This window comes from Stutzerimonas stutzeri (assembly GCF_024448955.1).
Classification (GTDB): Bacteria; Pseudomonadota; Gammaproteobacteria; order Pseudomonadales; family Pseudomonadaceae; genus Stutzerimonas; species Stutzerimonas stutzeri_AQ.
On the sequence record NZ_JAMOIH010000001.1, the window covers coordinates 38,763 to 60,829 of the forward strand.

Genomic DNA, 22,067 nt, shown 5'->3' on the forward strand with positions numbered 1-22,067 from the left:
CGCTACTCGCCCTGGATCTTGCTCAACAGGCTGCGCGCCAGCTGCACGGCCTCGTTGCGATGGTTGATGTTGAGCTTCTGGTAAAGGCTGCGGATATGCGTCTTGATGGTGGTCGGCGCCACGTTGAGATGTTCGGCGATCTGCTCGTTGGACTGGCCGGCGTGGATCAGGCTGAGCACTTGCCATTCGCGGCGGGTCAGCGGCGAATGGCGGATCAGCTCGGGCACGTCCGGGCGGTTGATGATGTCCTGAATCACCGCCTCGTCGAGGGTGATGCGGATCGCCCGGCTGAAATCACGCTGCTGTTGCGCCAGCTGGATCAGCCGGTCGGCGCGCTGGGCTTCCAGTTCGTCCAGCGCGCGCTCATGTTGCAACGCCTTGAGCATGGCGATGATCAGCTTGCCGATGCGCAGGAAGCTACCAATAGCGCCGGTGCTGCTGGCCAGCGTCAACGCCTGCTGCAGATGATCCAGCGCCTGCTGGCGTTCCTCGCGCAGCCAGTGCAGCTGGGCCAGCAGGATGTGATTACGGTTCAGATCCATGATCAGGCCGTGCTGTTCGGCATCGATCTGCAACTGGCGCAGGATCGGCAGCGCCTTGTCCGGCTGTTTCAGCGACAGATGGGCGCGCGCATGGTTACGGCCGTTGTACTGGGCGAAGTGATTGAGCCCACGCTGCAACGCCGGCGCGGTGAGCAGCCATTGCTGGATGGCGGTCTTGTCCTGGGTCGAATCCCAGTAGCTGAGCATCACCGCGTGCGCGTTGGCCAGCCAGTCGACGTGGTAGTTGTCGTTGGCGAGCATGCTCTGGATCTTGCTGATGTAATCGGCGCACGCGCTCTGCTGGCCGCGTGCATGAGCGACGCCGGCCAGCAGCGCATAACACTGCATGAGCCAACGATCGCCGACGTCCTCAAGAATCTGAATACCCTGCAGCGCACACTGCTCCGCCGCGTCCAGGTGATGCCATTCGAGCAGCACCTGACCGCGCACGCGGTAGATGAATTCCATAATCGGCGTGGCTTGCAGCTCGGCCTGCTCGACGTACTGGATCGCCCGCTCCTGCAGCGAATAGGCCTTCTGCAGATAGCCTTGGGCGATGGCGATTTCCGAGAGCTGACCGAGATTCCACACCACCAGATGCGAGGCACGAATCTCCCGCGCGCGGCGCTCGGCCTCTTCGTACTGCTTCTGCGCCTGGGGCAGCAGGCCCTGGACGAAATGTGCCTCGGCCAGGCCCGACAGCGCCGCCACCTTGGACGTGCGCATGATCAACGGCTCGCACGCCAGCGCTTCGCGGGCCAGGGCGATGGCCTGTTGTTCGTCGCCACGGTTCATCGCCACCTGCGCGCGCACGGCATTGAACTCACCAACGATGCGCGCCCAGTCCTCGTCCGAGCAGCTGTGTTGCAACGCCTGCTCGCTGGCCTTGAACCAGCGCTCGACCTGATCGAACTGATAGGAATTCTGCGACACCCAGGCTTGCAGCAACGTGAACAGCGGCGAGCCGGCGATGACCTGCTCCGGCAGGGTTTCCAGGCACTGCTGAAGCAGCTCCAAGCGTCCCAGGCGATAGAACTGTCGGCCATGGCGCTCCAGCACCTCGCCGACCCGCACGGGGCAACCGGCCTGCACCGCATGGCGCGCCGCCTCTTCCGGCAAGCTTTCGGCCATCAAGGCTTCGGCGGCACGCAAATGCAGCTCCGACAGGCGCTGCGGCTGATGGGTGCGCAGCTCGCCCTGGAGGAAGGTCGCGAACAGCGGATGGTAGGCATACCACTGGCGCAGGCCGTCCTGCGGCAACAGGAACAGGCCACCGCGATCCAGCTGTTCGAGCATGTCGCGGGCGTTGCTGTTCTGGGTCAGGTGATTGGCCAGGGAGGCGTTGAAGCGGTCTAGCAGGCAGGTGGCCTGGAGAAAATCCAGCGTCGATGCGCTCAGCCGGTCCATTACCTGCTCGCGCATGTAGTCACGAATGTAGGGATGCCCGAGCTGCAGGTTCTCCAGAAACAGGTCCATGCCGCGCCCGGTCTGCACTTCCTGCAAGGCCAGCTGCAGCGCACAAGGCCAGCCGCCGATACGCCGATTGAGGCGCTCGACCTGCTCGCGATTGACCGTCACCGGCAAGCCCAACCCGAGGAGCGCTTGCACCTCGTCGGTCTCGAACGCGAGATGCTGGGTATCCACCGTGAGCAGCTGATGCTTGACGCGCAAGTCCGCCACCCCCAGTTCGGGCAGGCCGCGACTGCACACCAGCAGCGTTATCCACGCCGGCATGTTGCGTAGGAAAAATCGCAGGGCCGCGATGACTTCAGCGTTGTGCAGCACCTCAAAGTCATCCAGTACCAGCAGCAGCGGTTCATGCTCGCCAGGGAGTTCCGCCAGTAGGTGCGTGAGCAGGGTGTCGAAGACTTCCCTGCCCTGCTCGGCCAACAGCAGGCTGCGCGGGCAGCCGTGTTCCAGCTGCGCATCGAACACGTGCAGCAGATAACGGCCGAGCTGCAGCGGATCGTTGTCGCCGGGGTGCAGCTGCAGCCAGGCGACGCGTCCATCGAAGCTGCCCGCCCACTGACAGGCCAGGGTGGTTTTGCCGAACCCGCTGGGCGCCTGCAACACCGCCAGACGCACCTCGCCCAGGCGCTGCAACCATTCGTCCAATCTTGGCCGCGCCAGCAGCCCGCGCGGCATCGGCGGCATCTTCATTTTCGCAGGTATCAGCGGCAGCGGTGCAGGCGTTGCGGCATTCATATCGTCTCCCTCGATTCCGTTCACTGTTGCGCGCTTAAACGGAACGGATCCTAACCCTTCACTCCGCCTGCCGTCAGCCCACCAACGATCCACTTCTGGCAATAAAGGAATACTGCAGTGATCGGCAGCCCGGACAGCACGGCCGCTGCGGCGAAGTCGCCCCATAGGTAGTTCTGCGGATACAGATACTGCTGCGCACCAACGGCCAGGGTCAGCTTGTCCACATCCATCAGCAGCACCGAGGCGATCGGGTATTCGGTCACGCTGGTGATGAACGAGAGGATGAACACCACCGCGAGAATCGGCACGCTCATAGGCAGAAGGATATGGAAGAACGCCTGCCAGGTCGTCGCGCCATCCACGATGGCCGCCTCTTCCAGCGAGCCATCGATGCTTTCGAAGTAACCCTTGATGGTCCAGATGTGCAGCGCCATGCCGCCCAGCGAAGCGACGATCACCGCGCCGTGGCTATTCACCCCGAGCCAGCTGACGTGCTGGCCGAGCTGATCGAACAACGCATAAATGGCCACCAGCGACAGCACCGGCGGGAACATCTGGAAAATCAGCATACCCTTGAGGATCGGCGCCTTGCCGCCGAAGCGCATGCGCGCAAAGGCGTAGGCGCTGGTGGTCGAGAGCATGAGGATCAGCACCGAGCTGATCAGCGCGATCTTCACCGAATTCCACAGCCACAACAGCACCGGGAACGGCGGGTTGGTCACCGAGCCGTCCGCGTGGGTATAAGGGATGCCGAGAGCCAGCGACCAATGTTCGAGCGTCGGATTGTCCGGGAACAGGCTGCCGGTGGCGAAGTTACCTTCACGGAAGGAGATCGACACCACCATCAGCAGCGGGAACACGATCAGCGCGATGAAGCCGAGCAGCGCGGCGTGCGTCAGCCAGAGGCGGTACTTGACGGATTTCGGTTGAACCATGGCCATGTCCGGTCTCCTTAAAGTTTGCGAAAACTGCGAGCGCCGTCGCGAGGTTGTCTCAACGAGTTCGCGGCAAGGCGCGTTACGCAAAAAACGGGGGAGTTTGGCGATTCCAAATGACGCCGTTTTTTGCGTGGCGCAACGTCAGCAGCGGACACATGGAGGCAGCCGCAGTAGGCGAGAGTGTTTTTACGAACGTTCATACTTTCACTTTCGAGAGTTTCAGGTTCAGCCAGGCCATGGCGCCGACCACGATGAAGATCAGCGTGGCGATGGCGGCGGCCAGGGCGAAGTTCTGTCCGGAATCCTGGAAGGCGATGCGGTAGGTGTAGCTGACCAGCAGATCGGTGGTCCCGGCCGGCGTGGTCGCGCCGAGGATGTCCGGCCCGCCGCGGGTGAGCAGCGTGATCAGCACGAAGTTGTTGAAGTTGAAGGCGAAGCTGGCGATCAGCAGCGGTGCCAGCGGCTTGATCAACAGCGGCAGCGTAATCTTCAGCAAGTTGTCCAGCGGCGTCGCGCCGTCCATCGCCGAGGCTTCGTAAAGGTCGCGCGGGATCGCCTGCAACAGGCCCATGCACAGCAGCAGCATGTAGGGATAACCGAGCCAGGTGTTGACGATCAGAATCATGCTGCGCGCCAGGGTCGGGTCGCTGAACCAGTCCGGACGCATGCCGAACAGGCTGTCGAGCAGCAGGTTGATCTCACCGAAGTTCTGATTGAACAGCCCGCGGAACACCAGGATCGAGATGAATGCCGGCACCGCGTACGGCAGGATCAGCATGACCCGGTAGAACGGCTTGCCACGCACCAGATCCCACTGCAGCAGGTTCGCCAGCACCAGCCCGACAGCCAGCGTGAAGACCACCGTCAGCGCGGCGAAGCACACCGTCCAGACGAAGATCTGCAGGAACGGCTGGCGGATGCTCGGGTCGGTCAGCACTTTGGCGAAGTTGTCGAAGCCGGCAAACACGGTGAAGCCCGGCGCCAGCGCCTTGCCGGCGCTGTCGACGTAAAAGCCGATGTCCAGGTCCGGCGTCAGGCGCTCGCCGCTCTTGTTGTTGATCAGCACGCCGTCTTCGCCCTCGCGGTAGAGCGGCTCCACCGCCGCCACTTCACGTAGGCCATAAAGGCGCAGCAGATGGCCGTCCGGGCCGCGCATCACCCACTGCTGCAACTCGTCACGGCGCTGGATGACGTCACGCAGGGGTAGTGCCTGACCAAGGTCGGCGACATCCTCGGCCCGCCGCATGGCCAGCGGTTCTTCGGCGTTCGGCTCGCCCGTCAGCGGCTCGCTGACGAACACACCCTGCTCACCCTTGTCGACGCGCAGACGCTCACCGTCCGGGCTCGCGTGCAGGCTGAACCGGTAGCGCTCGCCAGCGAGGTAGGTCTGGCTCAGATGGTACTGCTGCACCTGTTTCTGGCTCAGCAGGTTGCTGCCGCTGTAGTTGGTGAAGCCGATGCCCACCGTGTACAGCAACGGAAAGATGACAAACACCAGCATGCCCGCCACCGCCGGGTAGATGTAGCGGTGGGCGTAGGCACGCCGATTGATGAACACATAGCTGGCCAGCCCGGTAACAACCAGGCCGAGCATCGCGAATGCCAATTGCTGCTGGGCATAGAGCGCCACGACCAGATACAGCGCGAAGGCATTGAAGGTGAGCCAGACCAGCCAGCGCACCCCGGCCCGCAGCGTGGGATGAAGCGTCTTGGAACGGATATTCATGGCAGGGCCAGGCAACTCAGCGAGGGCATTCACAGCGGGGAACCTTTCTAACCTGAGAATAGATCACCGGCCGCGACAGGGCGGCCGGTGACGGTTTCATCGGGTGATGCGCTTGGCGGCATCGTCCAGGGCGGCGTCGACAGTCTGCCGGCCCGAAGTGATGTTGGTCAGCGCGGCCGCCATGGACGACCAGAAGATGCCCATTTCCGGAACGTTCGGCATGGGCTCGCCCATTTGCGCATTCTCGAAGGTGGCCTTGATGTGCGGATTGGACGACAGTTCCTGCATGTACGCCTGGTTCGCCACCGCGCCCAGCGGCACGTCGGCGTTGACGGTCTTCAGGCCTTCGACATCGAGCAGGTAGTTCTCTAGGAACTCGACCGCCAGATCCTTGTTCGGGCTGGCCGCATTGAGCGTCGCGGCAGTGACGCCGACGAAGGGCTTGCCGGGCTCGCCATTGATCGCCGGGATCGGCGCCACACCGAAGTCGATGCCGCTCTTCTCGATGTTGCTCCAGGCCCAGGGGCCGCTGATCATCATTGCCGAGTCGCCCTTGTTGAAGGCCGCTTCGGCGACGCTATAGTCAGCGCCCTTGGGCATCACACCCTTCTCGACCAGATCGCTGAGTACCTGGGCGCCCTGCTTGGCGCCGGCACTGTTGACGCCGGTGGATTTGACATTGACGCCGCCGTCGGTCTTCTCGAACACGTAGCCGCCGTTGGCAGCCAGCAGCGGCCAGGTGAAGTAGGTGTTGTTGTAGTCCCAGAGGATGGCGCGCTTGCCGTCGGCAGCGAGCTTTTCGTTGAGCGCGAAGACTTCGTCGAAGCTCTTCGGCGCGGTAGCGACCATCGCCTTGTTGTAGATCAGGCCGATGGTTTCCACCGAGATCGGATAGCCCCACAGCGCGCTGTCGTAGCTCACCGCATTCCAGGCGAAATCGGCGATCTCGCCCTTGGTCTCTTCGCTCGGCGTGATCTTGGTGATCAAGCCGCTCTTGGCCCACTCACCGATGCGGTCGTGCGCCCAGATGAAGATGTCAGGGCCGTTGCCGGTCGCGGCGGCCTGCTGAAACTTGTCGGTGGCGCTGTCCGGATGCGCTACTTCGACCGGAATGCCGGTTTCGGCGGTGAACTTCTCGCCGACTTTCTCCAGCCCTTTGTAGCCTTTGTCACCGTTGATCCAGATGACCAGCTTGCCTTCTTCGATCGCCGCCATGGCCGGCAATGGGAGACTGAAGGTTGCCGCCAGGCCGATTGCGGCCATACCCCACAGCGTCTTGCTCATACTTTGTTCCTCGTGGCTTCTTATTGTTGATCCCACATCTGCAGCCCTTGGGCATTTGCAGTCCCTGAATACTCGACCAGCCTCCTCGGCCGCACATCCTCCCCAGCGTAGTCAGCGAGGGCGTAGAGACGGGGCGTAGATGAGTGGGTGATATGGCAAAAAAATCCGCCTGCAAAAGCTCGCGTTACGCCTGCACTTTGCTGACAGCAGGGTGTTAAATGCTTCGAAAACAACAAAACGGATCGATACCATGCACCGCCGGACGTCTGTTTGTCATCTAGCCTTTGGCCTCGCCCTACCCGTTCAGCTTGTGCTGGCCGAGCCGACCCTCACCGCCCGCATCGACGACGAACCGCTTCACCTGCGTTGGAGCGAAATGCAGCCGGAACGCTACAGCGCCGAGCTGGCATTACCCGCCGGCGAGCTTGAGCTGGGCACACCCGGCGCCGGCAAGACACTGCCATTGGCGCTCTTCCGCAAACAGGCGCTGGGCAAAGACAGCGCGTTTCGCTTCAACGTTCCAGCAGCCGGCCGTTATCGCCTGATCGCCGAGCTTGGCGAAGATGCCAGCCTGCGCCTGCTGCCAATCAAAGAGGCCGAACCGTCGGAGCCTGCCATTACCTGTCCGGTCTGGAGCGGCGGGCCGATAACGGTCAGCGTCGGTGAAGTCTTTGCAGAAGGCGAGCACGTGCGCGACGCCTACAGCGGTCAGACGGCCCAGGTTCGAGACGGGCGCGTTACGCTGACGCCCGCAGCCGGCAGCGACGGCCTGCTCTTGTTGGAAGCCGTCAACGCCCCGGCAAACGCCGCCCATGACTGGCGCAACGCGACCGTCTATTTCGTCGTCACCGACCGCTTCGCCAATGGTGACCCGTCCAACGACAACAGCTACGGGCGCCAGCCCGACGGCAAAGAAGAGATCGGCACCTTCCATGGTGGCGACCTGAAAGGCTTGACCGGCAAGCTGGACTATCTCGCGGAGCTGGGCGTCAGTGCCGTCTGGATCACCGCGCCCTACGAACAGATCCACGGCTGGGTCGGCGGCGGCGACAAGGGCGACTTCCGCCACTACGGCTACCACGGTTACTACGCGCTCGATTTCACCGAACTGGACGCCAACATGGGCAGCGAGGCCGACCTGCGCGAGCTGATGGCCGAGGCCCACGCGCGCGGCATCCGCATCCTGTTCGACGTGGTGATGAACCACCCCGGCTATTCGACTTTGGCGGACATGCAAACCTTCGGCTTCGGCGGGCTGCGTGACGGCATGGCGCAGTACCTGCCCGAACGCTGGACTGACTGGCAGCCCGAGCCTTACGAGAACCTGCACGCCTACCACAACCTGGTCGACTACCAGCACCCGGACTGGGTCCGTTGGTGGGGAAAGGATTGGGTGCGTGCAGGCCTTAGCGATTACGACCAGCCGCCGAGCGCCGTGGTCGATGCGGTCAAGGGCTCGCTGAGCTTTTTGCCCGACTTCAAGACCGAGAGCGATCAGCCCGTCGACTTGCCAGTCTTCATGCAGCACAAGCAGCCGACCGGCGCAGTGGCCCGCGAAGACTACCGAGTGCGCGACTACCTGATCGAATGGCTCACGGACTGGGTGCGTGAATATGGTATCGACGGCTTTCGTGCCGACACGGTGAAGCATGTCGAGCCCGGCGCTTGGGCCGAGCTGCGCAAAGCCGCCGATCGTGCCCGCGCCGACTGGTCAGTCGCGAACCCGGACGACCCCTTCGCCGGCACGCCGTTCTGGATGGTCGGCGAGGTGTTCGGCCACGGGCCGCAGACCAGCCTGTACCGCGACAACGGCTTCGATGCGCTGATCAACTTCGCCTTCCAAACCGAAGCGGCACCGGCGGCCAGCGAATGCCTGGCCAAGGCCGAGCCGACCTACGCCGATTACGCCCGGCTGTTGGCCGAGCATCCCGAGCACAACTTCATGAGCTACGCCTCGTCGCACGACACGGCCCTATTTTTCCAGCAAACCGGTGAGAGCCTGGGCAAGCAGCGCGGTTTGGCCAACGCCTTGTTGCTGGCACCCGGCGCGGTGCAGATCTTCTATGGCGACGAGACGGCCAGGCCGTTTGGCCCGACTGGCTCCGACCCCTTCCAGGGTACGCGCTCGTCGATGAACTGGGTGCAGCAATCGCAGCCGGAGATCAACGAACTGCTTAGCCATTGGCGCGTGCTCGGCCAGTTCCGCGCACGGCATCCGGCTATCGGCGCCGGGCGGCACGAGCGGCTGTCCACCGAGCCTTATGCGTTTTCGCGGACGCTGGGTGAAGACCGCGTAGTCGTGGTGCAGGCCGGGGCCTCGGTCGGCCGCTGACCTGGTTCGCCGTCTCCCTATATCGATACGACGCGTCACACCCGGAAGCGCTCAAATGAATGCAACCTTGAACACCCGGCAGCAGGCGCAGCTGGCCTTCGTCGCGAGCGGTGCCGAGCTGGAAATCGGGAGGCCCGAAGATTGCCCGCTGCCACCGTCGATTCTGGCGGTTACCGACGGCAGAGAAGCCTATGTCAGCCGCGAACTGTCTGGCGGCCTCACCGCGCATGTCTACCGGATCGAGGCGCAGGGCCAGAGCTGGACGCTCAAACGCGCCCGCGAGCGTTGCCTGGTACAGAACGCCGACGGCCAGACCTCCTTTCTCAACGAGGTGCAGCGACGGGCCGACCTTCAGGCGCTGAAGGCACGTCCCGAGCTGGCCGAACGCCTGGGCGGAATCGTCGACACCTGTTATGCGAGCTTCCGCCGTGGCGTGCTGTTATCTCCCTGGATCGAGGGCGAGCAGGTCGCCGAGTGGGACGAAACGCGTCTGGGCGACCTGTTCGATACCGTCATCACCCTCGCCTCGCACGGCCTGTTCGAATGGGATTTGTGTCCAGGCAATGTGCTGGACGATGGCCGGATCCGCCTGTTCGACTTCGGCTATATGTACCGCTTCGATCCGCTGCGCGAATTCAACAGCGACGGCCTCGCCGCGCCGGGGTTCCACCCGGTCGAACGGTTCGAAACACGCCAGTTCTTCGCCTGGCTTCTGGAACAGGAACAGGCCGGCGGCAACCGCGCACTGGCTGCCTTCCGCCTGGAGAAATCGATCGCGCTCGACCGCTATCTACGCTGGCACGCCGAATTGAAGAGGCAAGGCGCGGATACCGTCGTGCTGGATCGGATCGGCGAAATCATCCGCACCTGGCAGACGGCACTCGTCGGCTCGGCCGAGGCGCTTTATCTGCGTGAAGCCTGGCGCTCGCACCGTCTCGATCTCGCCGATGACCTCGACGGCCAGACCTGCACACCGCTCACGCTGCAGCGGCTCGCCTGGCTCAGGGATACCGCCGCCGCCCGTTACTTCGATCTTGTCGCCTGTGGAGCGTTGGCGATCGAGCGGGCCGAAGGACGCAACGAACTGCTGGATCAGCTTGACCGCGCCGAAGCGCAAGCCATCGGCTGGCAGGTACCACGCGCTTAGAGGACGCAGACATCGAAAGCGCGCACGGGCGGGATCAATTCCCGTAAGGGTAAATATATTCGCCCGATGGCGTGGCTGATGGCCGAATAAATTCGGCCCTACGATGTGTTGCATCGCTTGGCAGCCCTTACGCAGCGCTGACCCTGTAGGGGCGAACTTGTTCGCCCGATGGATCGACGTTCGGATGACCCTCACGTGTAATAACGCGCGCAAAGCGCCTGCTGTTCGGCGGACATGCGTGCCTGGCGGTCGCTGCTTTCACTAATCGCTACGACGCTTCCCATATTCTGCTCAGCCGCCGAGTCGATCGCATGCATGCCGCGCGAAACCTCCTCAGCCGCAAGGCGCTGCTGGCCGGTGGCTGAATCGATCTCACGCGACATTACTGCGATGCGCTCGACCTGCCGGCGGATGTCCTGCATCAAATGATCGGCCTCGCCGACCTGGTCAAGATTGCCCTGCATCTGCGCGCGGCTCTTCTCCACCGACTGCACCGCCGATGCGATGCCTTGCGTCAGGCTCTCGATGCGCTGCTGGATTTCACCAGTGGATTGCGCCGTGCGTTGGGCCAGGCCACGCACCTCATCGGCGACCACGGCGAAACCACGCCCCTGCTCACCGGCACGCGCCGCCTCGATGGCCGCGTTGAGCGCCAGCAGATTGGTCTGGTCGGCGATCCCGCGGATGACATCAAGGATTTGCCCGATCTGCTCGCTCAGGGCCTCGACATTGGAGATCTCGGCGACGCTCGCCTCGAGTTGCTGCGCTAATGCCCCGGTGTTCTCGCGGGTTTCGGCCATCAGCTGGCTGCCCTGTCGGGTCAGTCCCTCGACGCTGCCGACCCGTGCCGCCGTCTCACCGGCGTGCTGGGCAACCTCGCCGAAGCTGGTTTCCAGTTCGGTCAGGCTGGCGACCAGCGTTCCGATACTGCTGCGCTGTTGCTCCAGCCCGGCGCGTGCCTGGCCGCACGCTGTGGCATTACGCCGGGCAATCTCGTCCTGCTCGTCGGCGTTGCGCCCGAGCTGCGCCAGCGCGTCGCGCATGTTGCCGGCGACCCGGTTGACGTGTTCGCTGACACGCCCGAATTCATCAGGTCGACGGTAGTCGCACTGGCCGCGCAGGTCTCCGGCAGCCAGATGCTGCAGGGTGCCAGTGACGGCACCGAGCGCAGCGCGCATGGTACGGCTCAGCCACAGTCCCATGAACAGTGCGAGCCCGATTGACAGCCCCGCCATCAGTAACAGGCGGGTGACGCCATGCTGGTAGGTCTCGGCGGCCAGAGCTAACTGCTCGTTGCTGGCCTCTTGAGCACTGGCGATAAGCGTCCCGATGTCGTCCCGCGCCTGGCGCTGCAAGGCGTTGAGCTGGGCCTTCTGCTGCCGGTTGGCCTGCTTGTCGCGGAGCCAGGCGTAATACTGACCTACCGCGCCCGAACCAGCGGTATCCACCTGTCGCTGAATATCCTCGAATGGCGGGCGGAAGCTGTGCGCGTAGTCGGTTCGGCTGTCCTGATGCGGGGCGAGGTCCATCAGCACGTTGTCGAGCTTCTTCTGCAGGTCGGGCAGGCGTTCGGCGATCTTCGCTCGGGCTTCGTCGAGCTTTTGTGTAGAGGCCGCGCCGATCGCGTCGAATAACAGGGCCTCGATCTGCTCAAACGGGATGATGAACTGCTTGATCGAATAGGCCGCCAGGTCGTCGCCAGTGACGAACTGAGCCTGCAACAGATCCTGCTTGAGTCGCGAGAACTGCAATTGCAGATCACGCAGCGCCACGGCATTGCGGTCGACACGCTCGAGCAGGCCGCGATGCGCGTCGATCAGTGCCAGGCTACGGCGATTGAGCTCCGGCAGCATGTCGCTCAATCGCTGTTTGGCGTCGGTATGCCCCGGCGTCAGGCCGTCGAGCTGCTCCAACAGCTCCACTGTCCTTTCGTGTAGCTTCTGGTGCCGCGTGACGAAGGCGTCCAGCTGCTCCGGCCGGTCTTCGGCGAGAGCATCGGAGAGGTTCTGGGTCAGGCTCTGCAGCGTACTGAAGAAGCTCTCACTGACCAGCAAGCGAGAAGCGGTGGTCGAGATCTGTTCGGCATTGCCCTGCAGGCGGGTGACGGCGACCAGACTGGTCCCGGCCACGAGCATCAGCAACGCCACGAGCGCAGCGATCAGCAAATACAGCCGTGGCAGAAAACCGAGCCGAAGGACGGAAAAGCGGGGATGGGCGGACATGTGAGCTCCTGACGCGACAGCGAAACGCGATGGCTTTTTGTTGTCGCGTCAGGATTATCCGGGCTGCCTGTTCGAACATCCTCCCCGAGCGTTATCGACGGGGAGGAGTGGGTGGGCGTAATTACCTCGGTGGGCTGAAGCGGAGCGCCGCCCGGCCCAGCCTACCCGTGCGGTCGAGCCTGAATCGGTGGGCTAAAGCCCACCCTACAGTGCGATCCCATCCCGTAGGGTGGGCTTCAGCCCACCATGATGTCCGACTCAGAACGAGCCGCTAGTGCTCGCCCCGGCGGCAACCTGGACGCTGTTGTTGCCGCCCGATTCCCACTGACGTACCACGGTGCCGTCAGCCTCGTTGCGTACGATGCATTTCCATTCCACCGTCTGCCCGGCCGGCAAGGCGATGGTGCCTTTCCAGGTAGGGTAGGCGCTGGTATCGGTCAGGCGCACCGCGTTGGCCGGGCTCCAGTTGCCGAGCTGGCTGACATTACCCACGGCATAAACGCTGTCGCCCATCTGGGTCACGCCGTTATCGCAGCGGAAGTTAACGCTGACCACGCTGCCATCGTCGCCACCGCCGTTGTCGTCATCCCCGCCCGTACTGCCAGTCGTCCAGATGCGCAGCTGACCGTTGTCCTGATTCAGCGCCTGGTTGAAGCTGCCACTGCTGACCTGAGCGGGATTGTCCAGATTCGATCCGAGGGCGATCACCAACGTCTGAGCGGTACCACTGACGGTCGCCACCAGGCCGGAATAACTACTGTGGAACTGAATCGCGGAATCGGCGCGCACACCCGCAGCGCGGCGAGTCTGGATCAGCTGGCGGATCAAATCGCCGTGGCCCCAATCGTACATATGCGACCAGTACACCACCGGTGTGCCGGGGCTGGAGAGGATATAGGCGTAGGCCTGGCGGACCAGATCGTCACGCAGCGCCCAATGGTGCTGACCGCCGTTCTGCCCCGGCGAGTAACCGGTGTCATGGTTGTCGACGAAGGTCACCGCCACCTCGCGCCAGCGCGCGTCCGGGTTGCCGTTGAGCCCGTTCTTCCAGTCGGCGATCGAGCCGTTCTGCATGCGTTCTTTCAGGGCGAAATCGAACACCGGGCACTTGGCGCGATCGGACCAGTCCTTGATCACCTGCTGCCAGCTGGCGGTATTGCGCCAATCCCAGCTCGGGTATTCGGCCGGCGCCTTCCAGAGTTCACCGACGCAGAAAGCGTTGTCATGCGCCGCGCTCATCCAGCTGTCGACCCGCTCGCCGGCGTAGCCACGGACGAAGTCGAAGCGGAAGCCGCCGGCGCCGTAGTTATTGCGCAGGTTGGCGAACTCGTCGCGGAACATGCCGTAGACCTGCGGGTGCGCCGTACTGAGGTCCGAGTCGCCGGCCATGAAGCGGTCGCCGTCGTCGCAATCGTTGGCGTAGTTGCCCGGATCGCTACAGTCGTGGCGCCAGAAGCCCTGGCCGGCCGGTAAGTTGATTTCCTTGTTCGGGTAGCCGCGATTCATGTGGTTGGGCACCGCGTCGTAAAGCACCTTCACCTGGGCATTGTTCAGCGCGGCGGCGGCCTGCTTGAGCTGGGCGTCGGTGCCGTAACGGCCGTTCTTGTTGAAATCGTGCCAGAAATAGCCTTCGCCGCCGCCGGACTTGGCGCCATCGCTCCAGCTGGAGAAGTCGCGCCAGGGCACCGGCATCCAGATCGCGCTGAATCCGTCAGCGGCAATCGTCGGTGCCATGCTGCGCAGGGTGTTGTACCAGTCATTGGGCGACTCGCGGACGACGTTCCAGTGAAAGCCCTGAAGGATGATTTCGTCGCCGCCATGATAACGGACCCCAGCAGGGCTCTTGCCGGCCAGATCGGCTGCCTGAGCGGTGCCCAGGGTCAGCAGCAGAGAAGAAACCGCCAGGGCCAGGCGGGCAGGATATAAAGAATGTTTCATCGAAGTAGCTCCACTTTTTGTAATTGTCGTGAGCACCCGACTACGGGAACCAGCTCCCCGGATGACAGGGCGCAGACGGCGTTGCCAACACCACCTGCCAGGCCAGACTGCCGCGCCAGACGGCATCGCCATACCTCCCCCCGCGCTTTTTTCCAGGCTTAGTGGCCAGGCGTAATGCGCACCGATGTGCCCACCGCCGCCCCTCATCCCCCGCTACGCCCCGCCGCTCCGCCTCTAAAAAAAACCACCGGGAGGATGTTGCGAACGTCGCCGATCCGCAGGCTTTCGTCACCGCCAGCCCGATCCGGATACGACCGGGGCGATGTTGGCGCCACGGCTGGCAGTACTTGGCCGCCGCACTGCCCAACAACAAGAACAAAGGACTTTCGCGATGAACCCGCAACAATCCAAACGTCTTCTGCAACCCACCCTGCTCTGCGCCGCCATATTGGCGGCCATGCCGAGCCATGCGGTGGATTTTCATGGCTACCTGCGCTCCGGTGTCGGCGCCACCGCAGGCGGTGGCGATCAGGCGTGCTTCCAGGCTGCCGGCGCGCCGGCCAAATATCGCCTCGGCAATGAGTGCGAAACCTATGCCGAAATCGGGCTGGGCCAGGAAGTCTGGAAGGAAGGCGAGCAGAGCTTCTACGTCGACAGCATGATCGCCTACAACTCGCGCCAGGCTAACGACTGGGAAGCGACCCGCACGGACACCAATGGCGGTGCCAACAACCCCTTCGATGAAGGCGGTGATGTCGCCATTCGCCAGTTCAACGTGGTCGGCCACAACCTGATCGCGAGCCTGCCCGGCGCCGATATCTGGGCCGGCAAGCGCTACTACAAGCGCCACGACGTACACATCAACGATTACTACTACTGGGACGTATCCGGTCCCGGCGCCGGTATCGAAGACATCGACCTGGGCTTCGCCAAGGCCAGCATCGCCTGGATCCGCAACACCGACGGCGACTGGACCTACCAGGGTTCGGGCACCGGCACCAACATCGCCAACGACACACTCGACTTCCGTCTGGCCGAGATCGATGTCAACCCCAACGGCAAGCTCGAAATCGGCTATGACTACGGCAAGGCCAACCTCACCGACGAGCAGGAGAGCGACCCGGGCTACACCGACCAGAAAGGTCACTTGGTCACCCTCGAACACACCCAGGCCAGCTGGTTTGGCGGCTACAACAAGTTGGCGGTTCAGTACGGCACCGACGGCATCATCGGCAGCAGCGGTCGAAACAGCACCGGCAACAGTGATGGCGACATGCTGCGCCTGGTCAACCAGGGCGTAGTCGGCATCACCGACAACATCGAAATGATGTACGTGCAGATCTATGAAGACCGCGACTTCGACAACGATTCCGGCCAGAAATGGCTCTCCTTCGGCGTGCGTCCGGTCTACAAGTGGAACGACACCATGAGCACCGCGCTGGAATTCGGCTATGACCGCGTCGACCCGCAGGCCGATGGCGAGCGCAGCCGCGATCTCAAGAAGCTCACCCTCGCCCAGCAGTGGTCAGCAGGCCGCAGCTTCTGGGCACGTCCGCAGATCCGCGTGTTCGCCACCTACGCCCAGTGGGACGGCGGTCGCTATCAGGCCGCCAGCGAATCCATCGACGCGGGCGACGACGATGGCCTGACCTTCGGGGTCCAGGCCGAAGCTTGGTGGTAATTGGTCTGGTGGTAATCGCCTAAGTGTCGGCGGCGTGCGGCGGTCTCTCTCCTCCCGCTGCGCTCGCCGGCTCTGGGCAACGCTTCTCACTTTCCGCTCCCACCGTTTTTCGACGGTGTGTTTACCCCGACCATGGCTGGTCGGGGTCTTTTTTGATTGGCGACTGGAGTATCACCATGAGCAATCTGCGATTTCCCCTGCTTGGCCTTGCCGTCGTTCTGGTCACTGGTTGCGGCAGCGATCCCATGCGCCGCGTGGATGCCCTGGCGCACACGCCCGCCCCGCTGGAGCTATCCATGACCGACGCCCGCCAGGCGCTGGCGAGCGCGCCGATCTGCTGCGACGCGATCGAAGACCTGCCCTTTCAACCGATCCCCGTGAATTTTTCCGGTGACGTGACGCTGGACGCCACGGCCCCGGCCTACCGCTTCGACAGCGGCAAGAGCTTCTTCCGTGCCTTCGCCCTGCCCAAGGACAGCAAGTCCTTCGAGATTCGCCTCTACAGTCAGGCCGGCAAAACCGTACTGGCCCCCAGCGTCATGCTGCTCGATAGCCGCTTGCGCCCCACGCGCCTGCTCGACGCCGACGACTTCACCTACGCTCCCGCATCCGGCCTGAAAGGCGACAGCCTGGATGCCCGCCTGCGCATCGACCGCACGTACCTGAACAACCCCGGCAACGAGTACTACCTGGTGCTCTTCACCGGCGAGCAGCAGACACAAGGCCAAACCACTCTTGAACACCCGGCCAAGGCCTACGCCAAGGCGCTGGGCAACGAGCCGCCCAGCCTTCCCGATCCAGTGGCGCAGCATGCGCCCACCGGGGTGATCAAGATGGTGCTGATCGAAGACAAGGTCGCTGGCCAACAGGCCAACACCTATGTGCCGGCTTACAGCATCGGTCGCGAGATGGGCAACGATTTGCCATCAGTACCCGCGCCCGCGGTACTGCCCGAAACCCAGGCCTATTACCGCCAGGGCATCGATGCGGCATTGGCGGCGAAGGACCTGGAACGCGCGCTGCGCCTGGCCGACGAGGCCGCACGAATCGGCGATCCAGAGGCCAAGGCTTATCTGCTCGAGCGCATCGAGATCAAGTGAATCGGTCGCCAGGCTGTCGCCGGTATCGCGCCGCGTCTGCCTGGGCCTATCCCTCGTCACCCTTTTCGTCGCAACAAGGACGTCGCGGACCGGCCTGCCGTCCGGCATGGACCGGTGCGGATTGGCGATGCGCAACTGCGCACGGCCCGCCGCGTGCCGTCATGCAAGGAGGCATCCATGATCGCTTTGTTCAATGCCACGACGCTTTCGCTTCTTCTGCTCTGCCTGTCTGGGAACGCGCTTGCGTTCGAACGCAACAAGCTGCTGGTCTGGGTAAATCAGGACAAGGGCTTCAACGGCGTCGCCGAGGTCGGCGAGCGTTTCCAGGCCGACACCGGCATCAGGGTCGAAGTCGCCACGCCGGACGACCTGGCCGCTCGCTTCGACCGTCAGGCCAATACGGCTAAAGGACCGGACATCGTCATCTTCGCTCATGACCGCTTCGGCTCCTGGCTCGATGCCGGGCATCTGGCCGCGTTGTCCCCGAGCCCCGCCGCACTGCAGCGCACACCGGCCTTCGCCTGGGAAGCCGTCAGCGTCGCCAAGCGCATCTACGCTTACCCGCTGTCCACCGAGGTGGTCAGCCTGATCTACAACCGTGACCTGGTGCCAACGCCGCCGCGCACCTGGGGCGAGGTGATCGAACTGGACCGACAGTTGCGCGCCCAGGGCAAGCGCGCAATCGAATGGGACTACGCCAACCTCTACTTTTCCTGGCCGATCATCGCCGGCAGCGGCGGCTACAGTTTGCGCAAGCGCAACGGTCTGTATGACTTCGACGATCCGGGCATCGCCACGGCCGGGGCGATTGCGGGCTTCAGGCAGATTCAGCAATTGCTCGAACTCGGCGTGCTGTCACCGGAAGCCAGTTATGGCCGGATGATGGATGCGTTCAAGGCAGGCGAACTGGGGATGATGATCAATGGCCCTTGGGTGTGGAATGAGTTGCGCGCCGCGGGGCTCCGCTTCGGTGCCGCCGACGTGCCGGGCATCGATGCCAACCATCCCGGCAAACCCTTCGTGGGTGTCATCGCCGCCGCGGTCAATGCGCACAGCCCGAACCAGAAGCAGGCACAGCGATTTCTCGACGATTACCTGACCACCGCAGATGGGCTTCGTAGCATCGATGCCGACAAGCCGCTGGGCGCGGTAGCCAATCTGGAGCTGCTGGAAACGCTGCAGCATGATCCCTTGATCGCGCACACCTACCGTTCGGCCGCGGCCGGAGAAATCATGCCCGACGTACCGGAAATGAAGCGCTTCTGGGCATTGTTCGAAAGCCGCCTGAAGCCAATGCTGCTCGGCGAGCGGCCAATCCCGGCAACGCTCGAAGAAATCAGCGGACGCCTGAGCCAACACGCGCAGATGCAGAGCGTGCGCCGTCGCTTCTACCCCATCGCCGAAACGAGCGACTCAGCGCCCTGAGTTCAGGGCGCTGGATTGCGCTCACCCAGCAGCCAGAGCCGAAAGCGCACGGCAAATTCCGGTACCGAGCTGAAGATCCACCCGGCGACCAGCACGTTGAGCAGCGCCACGGCAAGAAACAGCTGCGGTATCGACAGCCCGGCCACGGTCAGAATCAGGATCGAGAAGATCGCTGAAATCACCATGAACAGCGCATTGAGGATGTTGTTTGCCGCCACCACGCGTGAGCGCTCCTCCAGCGCGGTGCGCGACTGGATCAAGGCATACAGCGGCACGATATAGAACCCGCCGAAAGTGCCGAGGCCGAGGATATCGATCAACACCCACCAGGCCCGCGGCTCGGCCAGAAGCGTCGCCCAATCCCTGATTTCACTGGCTGCCGGCACGCCCGTCGCGTGCCACCAGAGCAGCACGCCGAACAGCGTCAGGCCGATCGAACCCAGCGGCACCAGCCCCAGCTCCACTCGATGCCGGGACAGCCGTTCACAGAGCATCGAGCCCAGCGCGATGCCAATTGAGAACACCGCCAGGATCAACGTCACCACGCCCTCGTCGCCCTGCAACAGGTCGCGGGAGAACGCAGGAATCTGCGTCAGGTAGACCGCACCGAGGAACCAGAACCAGGAATTTCCCACCATCGCGCGCGACACCGAACGCTGCTGACCCAGCCCCAGGCGCATGATCCGCAGCGACTGGCGCAAGAGGTTCCAGTCCAGGCGCAGGCTTGGCAGCGCCGCCAGCGAAAACGGAATCTTCCGACTGGCCAGATAACCGATCACGGCAAGCACCACCACGGCAACCGACACCCGCATGGCGTAATCGCCACCGGACATCAGCACGCCAGCGGTGATGGTGCCGCCGAGAATCGCCAGAAAGGTGCCCATTTCAACCAGGGCATTGCCACCGACCAACTCATCGCTATGCAGTTGTTGCGGCAGGATCGAATACTTAACCGGCCCGAACAGCGCCGACTGCGTGCCCATGCAGAACAGCACTACGAGCAATAACGGCAGATTGCCCAGCAACATCCCCACGGCGCCGACCAGCATGATCAGAATTTCGGCGAACTTGATTCGGCGTATCAGCCAGGCCTTCTCATACTTCTCACCGAACTGGCCGCCGAGCGCGGAGAACAGGAAGAACGGCAGGATGAACAGCAGCGCACAAAGATTCACCAACAAGCTGACGTCGGCCGTGGTGCCGAGCTTGTAGAGAATGGCGAGCACCAGCGCCTGCTTGAACAGATTGTCGTTGAACGCGCCAAGCAGCTGCGTCACGAAGAACGGCAGGAAGCGCCGTGTGCCGAGCAGGCGGAACTGGGAATGCTGGCTCATCGGAAACCTCCGCGGTTACGCTCGCCCGGCACGAGATCCACCCCAACGCTCACAGCGGCAGCTGCCCGAACGCCCAACGCAGAAGGAAGAAACTCAACAGCCCGCCGCCGATGGTGGCCAGCAGGTTGCGGCTGATCGCGGCGATGAGAATCGCCAGCAAGCCGGCCAGCAGATAGGCGTTGTCCCACTCCAGCGCCCATTCGCCCTCCGGCATCAGCATCGCCGGCACCACGATGGCGGTCAGCACGGCCACCGGCACGTAATGCAAGCCCTGCTCTACCAGGCGCGGGAAGCGCAGGTCGGGCCAAGCGAAGAAGCTGTATCGAATCACGAAGGTGATCGCCAGCATGCCCAGAATCAGCAACCAGATTTGCATGGGTTCGCCTCCTTTCGTGCATGACGTTCGGCTCGCCGTTCGGCTCGCTGCTCCAGCCAGACGCCAACGACGATGCCGGCCAGCGCCGCGGCGATCAGGCCCAGCTTGTAGGGCAGCTCCCAGGTCAGCAGTGCCACGGCGGCGGCCACCAGCGCCGACGCCACCTGCGGGCGGGTGCGCATCATCGGTACAGCGATGCCGACGAAGGTCGCGATCATGGCGAAATCCAGCCCCCAGCTGGCCACGTTCGGCACTGCCTGGCCAAAGGCGATGCCCGCCAGCGTCGCCAGTTGCCAGCTCAGGTACATGGTCAAGGCCGCGCCGAGGAAGAACCAGTGCTTGTGCGGCGACGCGTCGTCGCTGGCATAGCGGTGCTGAATGACCGCAAAAGCTTCGTCCGTCAGCCAGAAGGCCAGCGGCACTCGCCAGCGGCTCGACAGGTGTCGCACGAACGGCTGCAGTGCCGCGCTGTAAAGGGCATGGCGCAGGTTGACCACGAATGTCGTCAGCAACACCACGGCCGCACCGACGCCGCCAGTGATCAAGGTGATCGCAATGAACTGCGCGGAGCCGGCGAACACCAGCGCTGACATGCCGATGGTCTGCCAGGTCGAAAGTCCGGCACCGATGGAGAGCGTGCCGAAGATGATGCCAAACGGGATCGCACCGACGATCAACGGAAGAATATCGCGGCAACCGTGCCAGAACTCTTGCGAGCGGGACATCGAGGCTCCTTAGGTGTGCACCGCAAACGATAACGAGCTACGCGCCGCCATCGCGGTCGCAGCGTAGTGGATTTTGAAGACGGGCTGATGACCGCGAGACGAACCGCCTGCGGAAACGGCAGACATTACCTTATGTCGGCGCCTGACGGCGACGCGCGTGCTTCTCGCGAGGCTAATGAGCTGGCCGGAGCCGCTTTCCCTCACCCCAGCCCTCTCCCCGGAGGGGAGAGGGAGCTAAAAGCGGGTCCAGGAGTTGCCCTGAGCTACTGGGTTGATCCGTGGCACCGACCTCTTCACGCACCAGCAGAATAAGTTGTGATCTATGGCCCAACCAGCAAACAACGCTTATAGAGCACTGTGGAGCGCATCAGCCGAAGCATGTTTTCGGCTGATCAGCCAGTCGCCCGCGCTTCCAGGGCACTTCTGACTGCCGGCCATTCTCGATCAGTGATGCTGTAGAGCACCGTGTCGTCCAGGCGGCCATCGGCGAGGCGGCGATGGTTGCGCAGCACGCCTTCACGCTGGGCGCCGAGCTTCTCGATGGCGCGTTGGGAGCGCAGGTTGCTGGCGGCGGTCTTCAGCTGCAGACGTACCAGTTGCCACTCTTCGAAGGCGTGCTTGAGCAGCAGGTATTTGATCGAGGTGTTCAGGCCGGTGTCGTGCTCGGCCTTGTCCAGCCAGGTCCAGCCGAGTTCGCCAGCCGGCAGCGACGGATTGAAATCGGCAAAGCGAGTCGTCCCAATGATGCGCTCAGCCATGCGCAGGGTGAACGCCACCGCGCGACCGTCACGCTGTTCGTTGAGCGCGAAGCGATACCAGTCCGGGCGTAGCGGCCCGTTGAGGTAGATCAGCTCGTCGCGGTTACGCTCGGCGAGCTCCACCAGGGCCGGGATGTCGGCCTCTGCGAGCGGGTCCAGGCGCAAGGCGCCTCGCTGCAAAGTGACCGGACGCGGCGTGAACATCGAGATTCTCCTATATGGGCGACGCTTGTTGTGATCACGGCGCAGGCGGTAAGTGCCCAGCGGCCATCCACGTCAGCTGACAACGGGGACAAGCCAGCCCGGACGCGCGTGCCGACACACCGAATCAGCC

The 22,067-nt window shown here is 63.4% G+C and carries 15 protein-coding genes; 5 read left to right on the forward strand and 10 right to left on the reverse strand.

Features of this window, described 5'->3' with window-relative positions:
• Positions 1-2 precede the first annotated feature (2 nt).
• The 4 genes from malT to malE (NA645_RS00220) all read right to left on the reverse strand — a co-directional run bounded on the left by malT (position 3) and on the right by malE (NA645_RS00220) (position 6,695).
• On the reverse strand, positions 3-2,747 hold the full coding sequence (malT, locus tag NA645_RS00205; protein WP_256046936.1) for an HTH-type transcriptional regulator MalT: 2,745 nt from the start codon (positions 2,745-2,747) through the stop codon (positions 3-5).
• A gap of 50 nt (positions 2,748-2,797) precedes the next feature.
• Positions 2,798-3,688 (reverse strand): maltose ABC transporter permease MalG, encoded by an 891-nt coding sequence (gene malG, locus NA645_RS00210; RefSeq protein ID WP_256046937.1) that lies wholly within the window; start codon positions 3,686-3,688, stop codon positions 2,798-2,800.
• A 193-nt stretch (positions 3,689-3,881) separates the two neighbouring features.
• Positions 3,882-5,444 carry a maltose ABC transporter permease MalF gene (gene malF, locus NA645_RS00215; protein WP_256046938.1) on the reverse strand — a complete coding sequence of 521 codons (1,563 nt, stop codon included), beginning with the start codon at positions 5,442-5,444 and terminating at the stop codon, positions 3,882-3,884.
• Positions 5,445-5,507: 63 nt separating this feature from the next.
• Positions 5,508-6,695: a maltose/maltodextrin ABC transporter substrate-binding protein MalE gene (gene malE / locus NA645_RS00220; RefSeq protein ID WP_256046939.1), complete on the reverse strand. Its 1,188-nt coding sequence runs from the start codon at positions 6,693-6,695 to the stop codon at positions 5,508-5,510.
• Positions 6,696-6,945: 250 nt separating this feature from the next.
• On the opposite strand from malE (NA645_RS00220), the gene NA645_RS00225 reads away from it, so the two are divergent.
• Both NA645_RS00225 and NA645_RS00230 read left to right on the forward strand, forming a co-directional pair.
• Complete coding sequence (locus NA645_RS00225) at positions 6,946-9,027, forward strand: alpha-amylase (RefSeq protein WP_256046940.1); 2,082 nt, start codon at positions 6,946-6,948, stop codon at positions 9,025-9,027.
• A 55-nt stretch (positions 9,028-9,082) separates the two neighbouring features.
• On the forward strand, positions 9,083-10,174 hold the full coding sequence (locus tag NA645_RS00230; RefSeq protein WP_256046941.1) for a hypothetical protein: 1,092 nt from the start codon (positions 9,083-9,085) through the stop codon (positions 10,172-10,174).
• A 191-nt stretch (positions 10,175-10,365) separates the two neighbouring features.
• Here NA645_RS00230 and NA645_RS00235 read toward each other — a convergent pair whose 3' ends face one another.
• Positions 10,366-12,396, reverse strand: a complete 2,031-nt coding sequence (locus NA645_RS00235) for a methyl-accepting chemotaxis protein (RefSeq protein ID WP_256046942.1) — start codon at positions 12,394-12,396, stop codon at positions 10,366-10,368.
• 258 nt (positions 12,397-12,654) lie between these two features.
• The gene (locus tag NA645_RS00240; protein WP_256046944.1) at positions 12,655-14,334 is read right to left on the reverse strand and encodes a glucan 1,4-alpha-maltotetraohydrolase domain-containing protein; all 1,680 of its coding nucleotides are present in this window, start codon (positions 14,332-14,334) and stop codon (positions 12,655-12,657) included.
• A gap of 391 nt (positions 14,335-14,725) precedes the next feature.
• On the opposite strand from NA645_RS00240, the gene NA645_RS00245 reads away from it, so the two are divergent.
• From NA645_RS00245 to malE (NA645_RS00255), 3 genes are all read left to right on the forward strand, one after another.
• Complete coding sequence (locus NA645_RS00245) at positions 14,726-16,015, forward strand: maltoporin (RefSeq protein ID WP_256046945.1); 1,290 nt, start codon at positions 14,726-14,728, stop codon at positions 16,013-16,015.
• Positions 16,016-16,191: 176 nt separating this feature from the next.
• Positions 16,192-17,115: a MalM family protein gene (locus NA645_RS00250; protein ID WP_256046946.1), complete on the forward strand. Its 924-nt coding sequence runs from the start codon at positions 16,192-16,194 to the stop codon at positions 17,113-17,115.
• 177 nt (positions 17,116-17,292) lie between these two features.
• The gene (gene malE / locus NA645_RS00255; RefSeq protein ID WP_256046948.1) at positions 17,293-18,540 is read left to right on the forward strand and encodes a maltose/maltodextrin ABC transporter substrate-binding protein MalE; all 1,248 of its coding nucleotides are present in this window, start codon (positions 17,293-17,295) and stop codon (positions 18,538-18,540) included.
• Between the two features lie 2 nt (positions 18,541-18,542).
• On the opposite strand, the gene NA645_RS00260 is transcribed toward malE (NA645_RS00255), so the two are convergent.
• The 4 genes from NA645_RS00260 to NA645_RS00275 form a co-directional block, all read right to left on the reverse strand.
• On the reverse strand, positions 18,543-19,874 hold the full coding sequence (locus NA645_RS00260; protein ID WP_256046950.1) for an MFS transporter: 1,332 nt from the start codon (positions 19,872-19,874) through the stop codon (positions 18,543-18,545).
• A 49-nt stretch (positions 19,875-19,923) separates the two neighbouring features.
• The gene (locus NA645_RS00265; protein WP_256046951.1) at positions 19,924-20,250 is read right to left on the reverse strand and encodes an AzlD domain-containing protein; all 327 of its coding nucleotides are present in this window, start codon (positions 20,248-20,250) and stop codon (positions 19,924-19,926) included.
• Positions 20,232-20,975 carry an AzlC family ABC transporter permease gene (locus NA645_RS00270; protein WP_256046952.1) on the reverse strand — a complete coding sequence of 248 codons (744 nt, stop codon included), beginning with the start codon at positions 20,973-20,975 and terminating at the stop codon, positions 20,232-20,234. Before NA645_RS00270 ends, NA645_RS00265 begins: the two co-directional genes overlap by 19 nt.
• 392 nt (positions 20,976-21,367) lie before the next feature.
• Positions 21,368-21,937, reverse strand: a complete 570-nt coding sequence (locus NA645_RS00275) for a GNAT family N-acetyltransferase (protein WP_256046954.1) — start codon at positions 21,935-21,937, stop codon at positions 21,368-21,370.
• Between the last annotated feature and the right edge of the window lie 130 nt (positions 21,938-22,067).